Origin of the sequence: Phaeovulum sp. (assembly GCF_041596715.1) — a bacterium.
In the GTDB taxonomy this organism is placed as follows: domain Bacteria; phylum Pseudomonadota; class Alphaproteobacteria; order Rhodobacterales; family Rhodobacteraceae; genus UBA6213.
Window position 1 is genome coordinate 1 of sequence record NZ_JBFHIA010000075.1, and the last position, 12,313, is coordinate 12,313.

General features: G+C 62.3%; 9 protein-coding genes and 1 pseudogene. 5 read left to right on the forward strand and 5 right to left on the reverse strand.

Annotated elements, in window-relative coordinates:
• The 4 genes and pseudogenes from ABY403_RS07055 to ABY403_RS07070 form a co-directional block, all read right to left on the reverse strand.
• Positions 1 to 387: pseudogene (locus ABY403_RS07055) on the reverse strand (hypothetical protein); the annotation flags it as partial.
• Between the two features lies 1 nt (position 388).
• Entirely contained in the window at positions 389 to 1,906 is a 1,518-nt protein-coding gene (locus ABY403_RS07060) for a tripartite tricarboxylate transporter permease (protein ID WP_372840054.1), read from the reverse strand.
• Between the two features lie 12 nt (positions 1,907 to 1,918).
• Entirely contained in the window at positions 1,919 to 2,359 is a 441-nt protein-coding gene (locus ABY403_RS07065; protein WP_372840055.1) for a tripartite tricarboxylate transporter TctB family protein, read from the reverse strand.
• Positions 2,359 to 3,324 (reverse strand): Bug family tripartite tricarboxylate transporter substrate binding protein, encoded by a 966-nt coding sequence (locus ABY403_RS07070; protein WP_372840056.1) that lies wholly within the window; start codon positions 3,322 to 3,324, stop codon positions 2,359 to 2,361. The genes ABY403_RS07065 and ABY403_RS07070 overlap by 1 nt, the downstream gene beginning before the upstream one ends.
• 129 nt (positions 3,325 to 3,453) lie before the next feature.
• Here ABY403_RS07070 and ABY403_RS07075 point away from each other — a divergent pair, with 129 nt between their 5' ends.
• From ABY403_RS07075 to ABY403_RS07095, 5 genes are all read left to right on the forward strand, one after another.
• Entirely contained in the window at positions 3,454 to 4,119 is a 666-nt protein-coding gene (locus tag ABY403_RS07075) for a response regulator transcription factor (RefSeq protein WP_372840057.1), read from the forward strand.
• Positions 4,116 to 5,504, forward strand: a complete 1,389-nt coding sequence (locus tag ABY403_RS07080) for a sensor histidine kinase N-terminal domain-containing protein (protein ID WP_372840058.1) — start codon at positions 4,116 to 4,118, stop codon at positions 5,502 to 5,504. The genes ABY403_RS07075 and ABY403_RS07080 overlap by 4 nt, the downstream gene beginning before the upstream one ends.
• On the forward strand, positions 5,474 to 6,511 hold the full coding sequence (locus ABY403_RS07085) for an ABC transporter substrate-binding protein (RefSeq protein WP_372840059.1): 1,038 nt from the start codon (positions 5,474 to 5,476) through the stop codon (positions 6,509 to 6,511). The genes ABY403_RS07080 and ABY403_RS07085 overlap by 31 nt, the downstream gene beginning before the upstream one ends.
• Positions 6,512 to 6,588: 77 nt before the next feature.
• Positions 6,589 to 8,394: an autotransporter assembly complex family protein gene (locus ABY403_RS07090; RefSeq protein WP_372840060.1), complete on the forward strand. Its 1,806-nt coding sequence runs from the start codon at positions 6,589 to 6,591 to the stop codon at positions 8,392 to 8,394.
• Entirely contained in the window at positions 8,394 to 11,891 is a 3,498-nt protein-coding gene (locus tag ABY403_RS07095) for a translocation/assembly module TamB domain-containing protein (RefSeq protein WP_372840061.1), read from the forward strand. The genes ABY403_RS07090 and ABY403_RS07095 overlap by 1 nt, the downstream gene beginning before the upstream one ends.
• On the opposite strand, the gene ABY403_RS07100 is transcribed toward ABY403_RS07095, so the two are convergent.
• Positions 11,885 to 12,313 (reverse strand): YihY/virulence factor BrkB family protein (locus ABY403_RS07100; RefSeq protein WP_372840062.1); only part of this gene is annotated, 429 nt, incomplete at its 5' end. The two genes, ABY403_RS07095 and ABY403_RS07100, sit on opposite strands and share 7 nt — an antisense overlap.

Here is a 12,313-nt window from a genome sequence, read left to right on the forward strand (position 1 = left end):
ATGGCCCGCGGCAAGCGCCTTGGTCAGTTCGGCGGGGTTTTGGCCTGAATAGAGCCTTGCTACGCGCAGTTTCTGGCCAAGTTCCGCCGCCAGTTCTTCGGTAATTTGGTAAAGCCAGTCCACCGCGCTATCGGCACCGCAGGTGCCGGCCGTGCCGATCACCAACGGCACCCCTGCCTCGGCCCGCGCCTGCATCAGTTCGCGCCATTCCGCCTTGGTCGAGGCGCGCGAGTATTTCGAGACGCCACGCCCGAGGTAAGAGGGCCCACTGTCAGTGGACCCTCCGTCGATTGCGATGATGTCGGGGCGGTTGGCAACGCCACGCGCAAGTGCGGTGCGTTCATAGCCCAAGCCCAGCGCCCCGGACGGAATCAGCACTCGGGTCATTTCAGTCGGCCTCGGCGTCTAGCGGTTGCGGTGGCCGCTTGAGGAACCGGCGCAGGAACATCGGCGCAACAAAACCCAAGATCGCCGCAGTCCATAGCCCGATCGAGATGCCAGAGCTAAACAGATAGGTCCACTCACCGTTTGCCACGACCATGGCGCGGCGCAGGTTATCCTCCATCTGGTTGCCCAGAAGGATGCCAAGGATCACCGGCACGGTCGGAATGTCGAGCTTGCGCAGGAAGTAGCCAAGCACACCGAAGCCCACCATCATCACCAAGTCGAAGTAACTGCCCGACAGCGAATAGATGCCAACGAACGAGATCATCGTGACGCCCGGCAGCAGCACCCACGCGGGCACCATCAGCACTTTCACGAAAATCTTGACCATCGGGATGTTCATGAACAGCAGCACGAAGTTCGCAATGATCAGGCTGGCGATCAGGCCCCAGACCACATCGGGGTGTTCTGCGAAAAGCGTTGGGCCGGGCTGGATGTTCAGCGTCATCAAAAGCGCCAGCAGCACCGCCGTGGTGCCCGAACCGGGCACGCCAAGCGTAAGCATGGGAATCAGCGCGCCACCCGCAGCCGCGTTGTTGCCCGCTTCGGGGGCAGCAACACCGCGCGGATCGCCTTGGCCAAACTTGCCCGAGCTGCCCGCCACCGATTTCTCGGCCATATAGGCCAGAAACGAGCCCAACGAGGCACCCGCGCCCGGCAGGATGCCCGCGATGAAGCCGATCACCGAGCCGCGCATCATCGAGCCAGAGGTCTTGACCAGATCCTTGATCGGCACCGTCACCTTTGCCAGTTGCACGCCGATGGCGCTGCCCTTGCCGTGGCTTTCGATGAAAAAGAACACTTCGGTAATGGCGAACAAGCCAACGATGGCCACAAGGAAATCAACCCCGTCCATCAGGTGCATATGGCCATAGGTAAAGCGCGGCATACCGGTGCTGTTGTCCAGCCCGATCATCGCCATGCCAAGCCCGATACAGGCTGCGATCACCGCCTTGGCCTGGTTTTTCGAACCGACCCCGCCGAGGGTGGTGAACGCCAGCAGATACAGCGCAAAATACTCGGCAGGCCCAAAGAGATAGGCCACCCGCGCAAGCATTGGTGCCAGAATGATCAGCCCGGCCGTAGCGAACATCGCACCCACAAAACTTGCCACGCCCGAGATCACAAGCGCATCGCCCGCCTTGCCCTGACGCGCCATCGGATAGCCGTCAAGCGTGGTCATCATCGCCGGTTCATCACCGGGGATGTTGAGCAGAATCGATGAAATCCGCCCGCCATACATCGCGCCGTAATAGACCGAGGTCAGCAGCACCAGCGCCGAGGTGGCATCAAGCCCCATCGTGAAAGCAAGCGGGATGAGAATGGCGACCCCGTTCGATGGGCCAAGCCCCGGTAGTGCACCGATGATGGTGCCCATAAATGCGCCAATCACCGCCAGCATGAGCGTGAAGGGATTAAGCGCTACGCTAAAGCCTAGCGCGAGGTTCGACAGGGTTTCCATTCGGCCTCTCCCTCAGCCCATCATCGCGCGCGGCAGGGCCATCAGCCCAAGCCCGAGCGCATATTTGAAAATCGCGAAAAGCCCGACCGAAAGGCCAGCGCCCGTCAGCACTGCGGTTTGCAGGCGGGGGCTGATTTGATAGCTTATGACCCCAGAGGCGATCGCCGTCGGGATCAGAAAACCAAGCGGTTTCAGCGAATAGGCATAGGCCACCAGTATAGCGACGGCGATGCCAATATGTAGCCAGGTCGCGCCATGCGGCCATTCCGGATCTGCGTCGGGCTTGATCAAAAGCACCAGCGAGGCCAGCGCCGCGATACTGCCGATGATGATCGGAAATACCTTGGAACCAACCGGGTCCGAAAGGAATGACGTCTGTATCTGAAGGGCGCTGGCGACATACGCCAGCGCCACCCCAAATACGACCAGACCAAAGATCCGGTCCGAGGCCATTATTGAATGACCCCGATTTCGCGCGAAAGCGTCGTGGTGTCGGCCACAACGTCATCGATCCAGCCTTGGAACTCAGTGCCCACAAGCGTGAACGGCGCAAGACCGTTGGCTTCCATCACGGCCTTCCACTCGTCGCTATCGGCAACCGCCTGAAGTTTGGTCGCCCAAGCGTTGAACGCATCGTCGGAAATGCCTTTGGGCACATAGAGGCCACGCCAGTTGACCACGACAACGTCAAGGCCCTGTTCGCGCGCAGTCGGAATGTCTTCAAAGCCCGCAACGCGCTCGGGGGTCAGGATCGCCAGTGCGCGCACATCGCCCGATCTGATGAAGCCGGTGATTTCCGAAATGTCGCCGGTCATCGCTTGGGTAAAGCCGCCGATCGTTTGCGTGATCGCCTCGGCACCGCCGTTCAGGCCGATGTATTTGATCGCCTTGGCATCGTCAAAACCAGCGGCTTTCATGATTTGCAGCGGCTTGAGGTGGTCGAACCCGCCCGCAGCCGAACCGCCCGCGAAGGTGACCTTGCTCGGGTCGGCCTTGATCGCTTCGACAAGGTCGTTCAGCGTCATGTAGGGGCTATCCTTGGCCACAACGATCACGCCGGGGTCACCGCCGATGGCACCAACCCAGCGCACTTGGTCCGCAGTCGCGCCGCCGTAGGCGTTTTGCGCAAGCCGGGTGGTGGTTGCCGAAGACGCTGCAACGATCAGATCGGCATCGGTGTTGCGCTCGTTCACCACGTTGGCGAAGGCAAGCCCGCCACCCGCGCCGGCCATGTTGGTAACCTGCACCGGCGAGTCGACCAGTTTCAGATCATAAAGCAGCTTGCCGATCTGACGGCAGGTGAAGTCCCAGCCGCCGCCAGCGTCAGCGGGGGCGATGCATTCGGTCGCCATCGCAGTGGTCGCGGTTAGGCCAAGCAGGGCACTGACGCTCAGCGCCTTGAGAAGGGTCGTTTTCATGGCTGTCCTCCCAGACATTTGTTCTGCCGAAAAACCTGCGCCGCATCGGGCACAATCCTTTTCTTGCAGCTAGCGAAGATTTGACCGAAAGCTGACATCAACCTGTCATGCACGGGAAAAGGGTTTGGGATGCGATTTCTGATGATCGAAGATAGCGACGATCTGGCACATTCGGTGGCCGAGCGGCTGCGGCTGGATGGCCATGCCGTCGATCATGCGTGCAGTCTGGCCGAGGCGGAAGATTGCCTTTCGGCGGCACCATACGATTTGATCTTGCTTGATCTTTCGCTGCCTGATGGCGACGGGCGCAGCTTTCTGACGCGTCAGCGGCGGGCCCGGCGCGATGTGCCGATTGTGGTCATGACCGCACGCGCAGCGGTCAGGGACCGGGTCGATGTTCTTGATCTTGGCGCTGACGATTATCTGACAAAGCCCTTCGATTTTGCAGAGCTTGAGGCCAGATGTCGTGCGGTTTTGCGCCGCAGGGGCGGCGCAACCGAGACCGTGCAGCGATTCGCGGGCTTCACTTTCAACCCGCTGACCGCGCAACTGGTGGTCGCAGGCGAGGCACGAGAGCTGCGCAACCGCGAACTGCGATTGCTTGAAATATTGCTCGCCGCACCGGATCGGATCTTTTCCAAATCGCAGCTGTGTGATCGGCTGTTTTCCTATGCCGAAAGCGTTTCTGACAACGCGATCGAGGTATACGTCGGGCGGTTACGAAAAAAACTTGAAGGCTCTGGCGCGCAAATCGATACGGTGCGCGGCATGGGCTACCGGCTGACCGCTGCATGAGAGACAACAGCGCCCTTTCGCTGCGCGAGCGCCTGATGCTGCAACTGCTGGTGCTGGCAGCGGTGCTGGCGGTCGCGCTGTTCGTCGCGGTGCGAACGGTCGCAGGCTCTGCCGCAGAAGAAACGCTCGATGATGTGCTGGGGGCCGCGACGATTGCCGTTGCCGACGAATTGCGCGGCGGCGAAGAGGGCGTGACCGTTGATCTGCCGCACGAGGCGTTTTCGATTTTGGGTTCGATCAGCGAAGATCGGATTTTCTACCGTATCGCCGTAGATGGCACGACGATCACCGGCTACGACGATCTGCCGCTGCCCGAGACCGCGCGCAACCCTGCCGAGCTTTCGGTGCCGGTGTTCTACACAACGCAATTCCGCGACACCGAAGTGCGCGTGGCCATAATGCAAAGGGTGGTGCTGGCCGGAAGGCTATCAACCCCGGTTACGGTTCTGGTGGCGCAGACCCGCGCGGGGCAAGCGGCGATTGCCGCACGGGTCGCCAATCAGGCTGCGGGCATCGGGCTTGGGGTATTTGCGCTGGCTGCGGTGCTTTCAATCCTTACCGCGGGCTCTGTGCTGCGCCCGATCAACCGGCTGGCCGAGGCGGTGGGGCGGCGCGGCCCAAGCGATTTGCGCAGCGTCGATCACCCAAGCCCGGCCGAACTGCGGCCTTTGGTTGACGCGCTGAACGGGTTTATCGCGCGGCTTCGTGCCGGGCTGATGCGGACCGAAACCTTCATCGCCGAGGCCGCGCACCACATTCGCACGCCCTTGGCAACGGTGCGCGCGCGCACCGAAACCGCGTTGCGCAAGGCAGAAACCGAAGAGGCGCGCGAAACATTGCGCGCGGTGATCCGGGCGGTAGAGGAAAGCGCGCGATCCGCAAGCCAATTGCTCGACCACGCAACGGTGGTCTATCGCTCTGACCGCCCCGAGCGTGAATCGGTCGATTTGGCGCGGCTGGTCGAGGGGTTGGCGCAAGGCTTCCAGCCAGTTGCGGGGCTGAAAGACGTGGAGATCTACACCGAAGGCATTGCAGACCCGGTCGAGGTGATGGGCGACCGCCTGCTGATTGAAGCGGCGCTGCGCAACATGCTCGACAACGCGGTGAAATACTCCGGTCCAGACAGCGAAATTGCGCTGGTGCTTTCGCGCAAAGGCGATGGTGCCTGCGTCGAGGTTGCAGACCGAGGCCGGGGCCTTTCAGGGGGCGCACAACCAGACCTGACACGTCGCTTCGCGCGCGGTGCCAATGTGGGCGACGTAGTAGGCTCGGGCCTTGGGTTGACGATCGTCGAAGAGGTGGCAACGGCGCACGGCGGGCGGTTTGAACTGACAGAACGCGAGGGGGGCGGCACATGCGCGCGGTTTTGGGTGCCTTTGGTCTGATACTGGCGCTTGCAGCACCTGCATCGGCCTTCGAGATCGAAGAAGATACGCGCTTTCCCGCCCTTGGCGGTGCCGAACACGCAATGCTTTCCGTGCTTTCCACGACCGACACCGAAGTTTTGCTTCCGGTAATTCTGGCGTTTCAGGCACGCAACCCCGGCATCGCGCTGCGCTACACGGTGGCCAACAGCCAGCAGGTCTATTCCGCGATTGCCGATGAAGGCGCGGTTTATGATCTGTTGATTTCCTCGGCGATGGATTTGCAGATGAAAGTCGCGAACGACGGGCTGGCGCGGCCGATCCATTCGTCGGCCACCCAGTCGTTGCCGGAATGGGCGCGCTGGCAAGACCTTCTGTTCGCTTTCGCGCAAGAGCCGGTGGTGCTGATCATGGCGCTATCAACGCTCGACGGTGCGCCGCCGCCGCGCACCCGGCGCGAGCTGACGCAGCTATTGCGCGACCATCCGGAACATTTTGAAGGCCGCATCGGCACCTACGATCCGGAAACCTCGGGTGCGGGGTATCTGTTTGTCACCCAAGACGCGCGGCTTTCCGACACATTCTGGCGGCTGGCCGAAGTGATGGGGGGCCTTGCGCCAAAGCTATATGATTCAAGCGCGCCGATGATTGCCGACCTCAAGTCAGGGCGGCTGGTGCTGGCCTACAACGTGCTTGGCAGCTACGCCGCGCCGCGGATTGCCCAAACCGAAGGGCTGGCGATGATTGAGTTGGAAGATCACACGCTGACCTTGTTGCGATCAGCACTGGTGCCACGCAGCGCCAAGGCGCCCGAGCTTGGCGCGCAGTTCCTAGACTTTCTGCTTGGCGCAGAGGGCCGATCGCTGATTGCAAGCGAAGCCGGGCTGCCGCCAATCGACGCGGCGGCGCTGGCCGCAAAGCCGCATCTGCGGCCAATTCGGCTGGATGCGGGGTTGCTCGTCTATCTTGATGCAATGAAGCGGCAGGCGTTTTTAGAGGAATGGCGGGCGGCATTGATTCAACCATAACCCGTGCGTCAATAACGTGCGCGTGTTCAAGCGCACTCTGGTCATTTCAACGCAAATCGAGGCATACTCGGGGGGCAATGATAAATACCGCCACACTCCGTAAAATCGGCTGCTGTCTTGCTGGCGCTTTGACGCTGGCGGGGCAACCCGCGGCTGCGCTCGAACGGCTGGACTTTCAGGCACCGGGCGCGGAAAGCGCGCTTGCCCGCGCCTTGGAAGCCGCCTCTTTGACCCGTCAGGCCGAAAGCGACGGGCGCACTACACCGCAAGATCTGCTTGCGGCAGCGCGGGCCGATTACGCGCGGCTTTTGGCGGTGCTTTATGCGCAAGGCTACTATGGCGGCACGATCCGCATCACGCTGGATGGCCGCGAGGCCGCGACGATCGCAACCCTCGATGCGCCTGCGCGGGTAGACGTACTGAACATCACCGTAACGCCTGGCCCGCAATTTGCCTTTGCCACCACCAGCGTCGCGCCATTGGCCCCGGGCACCGAATTGCCGGAAGGTTTCGCCCCCGGCGCCCCTGCGGCGTCGGGCCAGATCGTCGCGGCTGCGGGTGCGGCGATCGAAGGCTGGCGCGCCGCTGGCCATGCCAAGGCCGAAGTCGCTTCGCAAAGCATCACCGCCGATCACCGCGACGCTACGCTTGATGCAACGGTAACGCTGCGCACCGGGCCAATGCTGCGGTTCGGCACGCTAAACGCGACCGGAGCACAAAGACTGCGGCCAGAGAGGCTGCAAGAAATCGCGGGCCTTCCCACGGGCGAACAGTTCAGCCCGGCAACGCTTGAACAGGTCGAGTCGCGGCTGCGGAAAAGCGGCGTATTCAGCAGCGTGGCGCTGACCGAATCCGAGGTGCCGGGGCCGGATGGCACGCTCGACATGACGCTTTCTGTAATTGAGGCGCCACTACGTCGCTTTGGTTTCGGCGCAGAGATCACCTCGCAAGATGGTGCAGAGATTTCCGCCTTTTGGCTTCATCGCAACCTCTGGGGCGGTGGCGAGCGGTTGCGGATCGAGGGCATTGTCGGGGGTATCGGCGCAAGCGACGGCGAGGCTGATATTACTGCCAGCATCCGGCTGGACCGACCCGCCACCTACAACGCCGACACCTCTGCCTTTGCCTTGGCGCAGTTGGAGCAGTTGAGCGAGGTCGATTACGACGCGCTGGTGTTTACCGTCGGCGTCGGACTCAGCCGCTATTTTTCACCCGAACTTTCAGGCACGGCGGCGATAGAGCTTTCCGCATCGGAAGTGACGGATGACTACGCCACCACCAACTACCGCCAGCTTTCGCTGCCCGTCACCTTTACCCTTGATCGCCGCGACTCGGTCGCCGATCCGACGAGGGGCTATTGGATTGATCTGGGCGGCACGCCGTTCCTTGGGTTCAGTGGCACCGGGTCTGGCGCGCAATTGCAGGCCGAAGCGCGTGGTTATCGCGCGCTGGGTGACAGGCTGGTGCTGGCCGGGCGCGCGCAAGTGGGGTCTGTGCTTGGCTCAGACATTCTCGAAACGCCGCGTGAATACCTTTTCTATTCTGGCGGCGGCGGCACGGTGCGGGGCCAGCCCTACCAATCGCTTGGTGTCGAGGTGCTGCGCGACGGCGATCTGATATCAATCGGTGGCCAGTCCTTTGCCGCCGTTTCGGCGGAAATGCGCTTCGATGTAACCGATACCATCGGGGTCGTCGCGTTCTACGACCTTGGCTTTGTGGGCCTGACGAGTGATTTTGGTGGCGGCGACTGGCATGCAGGTGCCGGGTTGGGGCTACGATATGCAACCGCGATTGGCCCCATCCGGTTAGACCTTGCGGTGCCCGTATCGGGCAGCACGGGCGAGGGCCTGCAAATCTATCTTGGGCTGGGGCAGGCGTTTTGATGCGGCGACTTCTTCTTTCCCTGCTGCTTTCGCTAGCGGCGCTAGGCACGCCTGCGCAGGCGCAAACCGATGCTGAAACCGAGCGTGACCGCGGGTTCTTGCAAGCCTTGCTGGAAGACAATCTCTCTGGCGCTGGCCGTGATGTGCGCATCGAAGGTTTTGCCGGGGCGCTTTCGTCGCGCGCCACCTTCTCAGAACTGACAATTGCGGATGATGCGGGCATCTGGCTGCGGATTCAGGGCGGCGCTATCGGCTGGAACCGGGGCGCGCTGGTTTCGGGCCGAGTCGAGATTGCGGAGCTGGCCGCAGACGAAATCGAATTGGTGCGCCTGCCGCAAAGCACCGCAGCACCGGCAACGCCCGAGGCCGTGCCTTTTGCGTTGCCCGAGCTTCCAGTCTCGGTCAGCATCACCAACCTGTTGGCGGCGCGCGTGGTGCTTGGTGCCGAGGTACTGGGCGAAGCGGCGACGATGCGCGTGCAAGGGTCGCTTGACCTGGCAAACGGGGAAGGCCGCGCAGAGTTTATTGCAGAGCGGATCGACGACAAGGTTGGCAAGTTTTCGGTTCTGGCAAGCTTTGCCAATGCCACGCGCGAGCTGTTGCTGGACCTTGTTCTTGACGAGGCCGCTGGCGGCATCGTGTCTAACGCGCTTGGCCTACCAGACAGCCCGGCGCTGACGCTGGCAATTGCCGGGTCTGGGCCGATCGACACGTTTTCGGCAGATATTGCACTGGATACCGACCGCAAGCGGCGCGTTTCGGGGCGTGTTGCGCTGAAAATGCTCGATGCCGAAACGCGCGGTTTCAGCGCAACCTTGAAAGGCGACATCGCGCCTTTGCTTGCGCCCGATTATCGCGGTTTTTTCGGCTCTGATGTGCAGCTTGTCGCCGAGGGCCAGCGCAGCGGTGAAGGCGCGATCAACCTTCAGACTCTCAGCCTTCAGGCGGCGGCGTTTTCGCTGGAAGGTTCGCTTGACCTTCAGGCATCGGGAATGCCTGAACGCGCGAACCTTGAGTTGACGCTTGGCCTGCCGGATGCAGCCGAGGTGCTATTGCCCTTGAGCGGGGCGCAGACATGGGTTGCGAATGGTGCACTGACGCTGGGCTACGACCGTGCCAAAAGCGAAACTTGGTCGCTTGCGGGCAATCTGAACGGGCTGCGTCAGGGGCAGGAATCAATCAGCGCGATAGAACTGACCGGATCGGGGCGCGTGGCGCAGGGCGCTGCAAGCGCGATTAGCGGTGCATTTGATTTCGCCGCGCGCGGCATTGCACCTACAGACCCCGCGCTGGCCTCGGTGCTGGTCGATGGGCTTGGTGGGCAGATTCAGTTTTCGTGGCAAAAAGGCGGGGCACTGGTGCTGCCGATGCTTAGCCTGAACGCGGGCGGCGCAATGCTTTCAGGGTCTGGCGAAATCGGTTCGGTGGACGATGCGACACGGGTCAGTGCATCGGCGCGAATCAGCCACCCCGATCTGTCGCGCTTTGCTGACCTTAGTGGGCAAGCACTTGGCGGGCGGCTCGAAGGGGTTGTCGAGGGCTGGTACGAACCTTTGCAGGGCGATCTTTACCTTGAAACCGCACTGCTCGGGATAGAACTGCGCACCGGGATTGCAGAGCTTGATCCGCTGTTGCAAGGCGGCTCGCGGCTAAGGCTGGTGGTCGATCGAGACTCGGCGGGGCTGGTGCTGGCGCTTGACGCAAACGCGCGCGGCTTTTCGATCCAAAGCGAGGCGCTGCTGCAAACCGAGATGACCAGCGCCTCCGCGCATTTCGAGGTTGCCGATCTTGGCCTTGTTGGCCGCGGCATCTTGGGGGGGCTGGCCGCCGATGCCCACCTCAGCGGTGCGCCGGGTGCGCGGGTTCTGCGCTTTGATGCAACGGGCGAGGGCTTGGCATATGGCAGCTTCCGGCTTGATGGAGAGTCAACGCTGAAGGGCGAGCTTGTCGAAGGCACCAATGGTTTTGCGCTTGGCGCAATCGATCTTTCCAACGCGCAACTGACCGCAAGCCTCGGCGATGCCGACCCCGCAGGATTGCGCAGCCTGTCTGCAAGGCTTGCAGATGTTGCTCCGCTTGCGCCGGGCTTCAGCGGGCCCGCCACGGCCTCGGGCACGGTTCAGATGAGCGACGAGGGTTACAGAGTTACGCTTGATCTTACAGGCCCCGGTGGCACGCAAGGCCAGCTTGCCGGGTTGATTGCCAACGATGCCTCTAGCGTTGATCTGGCGTTGACGGGCCGGGCAGAGGCTGCGCTTTTCGATAGCATGGTTCGCCCGCGTAGCCTGCAAGGGCCGCTTGCCTTTGACTTGCGCCTTGAAGGCGCGCCAAGCCTTGGCGCGCTGTCGGGGCGGATCAGCAGCACGGCGCTGGCGCTGGCTGACCCCACCTTTGGGCTTTCGATGCAGGGCATCACGCTGGGCGCAGAAATCGCGGGTGGGCGTGTCGATGTGCTAGCAACGGGCCAGATCGAGGGTGGAAGTATGCGGATCAGCGGGCCGATTTCGCTGACCGCGCCCTATGCGACCGATCTGTCGCTAAGCTTGGCGAATGTGCCGCTGCGCGATCCGCAGCTATTCTCGACGCAGATTGATGGCGCGCTGAATATCAGCGGCGCGCTGACGGGCGGTGCGGTCATTTCGGGCAACGTGGTTCTGGCCGAGACAGAGCTGCGCGTACCCGAGACGAGCGGCGCCTTGGCGCTGCCTGACATTGCGCATATCGGGGCACCCGGGGCGGTTATGGCAACGCTTCGGCGCGCGGATGCCGATGGCAATGGCGACCAAGCCGCACAGGGCGTGGCCTACGGGCTCGACATTACTGTTTCGGCACCGCGGCGCATCTTTGTGCGTGGCCGCGGGCTTGACGCGGAACTGGGCGGCAGTCTGCAACTGCGCGGCACAACGGCCGATGTGCTACCGATTGGCCGGTTCGAACTGGTGCGCGGGCGGCTTGATCTGCTGGGGAAACGTTTTGCGCTGACATCCGGGCAAGTGCGTCTGCAAGGGGCGCTCAGCCCTTGGTTGCAGTTCGTGGCGACCAGCGTGCAAGATGACATCACCGCGCTGATCACGCTTGAGGGCCCGGCAGATGCGCTGGAGCTTTCTCTTAGCTCTGTCCCCAGCCTGCCCGAAGATGAGGTGCTGGCGCAGTTGCTCTTTGCGCGCGATATCTCGACGCTCTCGCCAATTCAGGCGGCGCAGATGGCACAGGCCGTGGCACAACTGACAGGAAGCGGCGGCGAGGGCCTGTTGGGCAGATTGCGCTCGATGTTCGGGCTGGACGATCTGGACCTTGCAACCGACGCCGAGGGTGACGCTACCCTGAAAGTCGGAAAATATCTTTCCGACAACATTTATACCGATATCTCCATCGGCGCTGATGGCGAGACTTCGGTGAATCTGAACCTCGACATCACGCCAAGCCTTGCCGCGCGCGGCTCTCTTGCCGCCGATGGCAGCAGCGGGCTTGGTATCTATTTCGAGCGCGATTACTGACGCTTTGACAGTTCTGCGTTCAGTGCGGCACCCAGCAAGACCGCATAGGCCGAGATATAAAACCACATCATTAGCGCAATAACCGCGCCAAGCGAGCCATAGATGCGGTTATAGGCCCCGAAATTGGTGAGGTAGAAAGAAAAGGCAAGCGACGCCCCCGACCACGTCAAGGCCGCCAGCACCGCGCCGGGCGCAACCCAGCGATCGCGCCGCCCAGCCGCTGACGGGCCGAAGTAGTAGAGCATTGCAAGCGCGCTCAGCACCAGCAAGAAGGTTGCGCCCCACGGCAGTTCCGACAACAGCCAGCCTTGCAGTTGGCTTGGCGGAAGAAACGCCAGCGCAATCGGCACCACCACCACTGTGGCCAGCGCCAGCAGGATGACCAAGACCAGCGCCAGCGTCAGCACATAGCCCAAGACAAA

What these genes read in the sequence shown, in the direction of transcription:
- ABY403_RS07060 (WP_372840054.1), bottom strand. Translation starts at nt 1,906, where the DNA reads ATGGAAACCCTGTCGAACCTCGCGCTAGGCTTTAGCGTAGCGCTTAAT.
- ABY403_RS07065 (WP_372840055.1), bottom strand. Translation starts at nt 2,359, where the DNA reads ATGGCCTCGGACCGGATCTTTGGTCTGGTCGTATTTGGGGTGGCGCTG.
- ABY403_RS07085 (WP_372840059.1), top strand. Translation starts at nt 5,474, where the DNA reads ATGCGCGCGGTTTTGGGTGCCTTTGGTCTGATACTGGCGCTTGCAGCA.
- ABY403_RS07090 (WP_372840060.1), top strand. Translation starts at nt 6,589, where the DNA reads ATGATAAATACCGCCACACTCCGTAAAATCGGCTGCTGTCTTGCTGGC.
- ABY403_RS07080 (WP_372840058.1), top strand. Translation starts at nt 4,116, where the DNA reads ATGAGAGACAACAGCGCCCTTTCGCTGCGCGAGCGCCTGATGCTGCAA.
- ABY403_RS07095 (WP_372840061.1), top strand. Translation starts at nt 8,394, where the DNA reads ATGCGGCGACTTCTTCTTTCCCTGCTGCTTTCGCTAGCGGCGCTAGGC.
- ABY403_RS07075 (WP_372840057.1), top strand. Translation starts at nt 3,454, where the DNA reads ATGCGATTTCTGATGATCGAAGATAGCGACGATCTGGCACATTCGGTG.
- ABY403_RS07070 (WP_372840056.1), bottom strand. Translation starts at nt 3,324, where the DNA reads ATGAAAACGACCCTTCTCAAGGCGCTGAGCGTCAGTGCCCTGCTTGGC.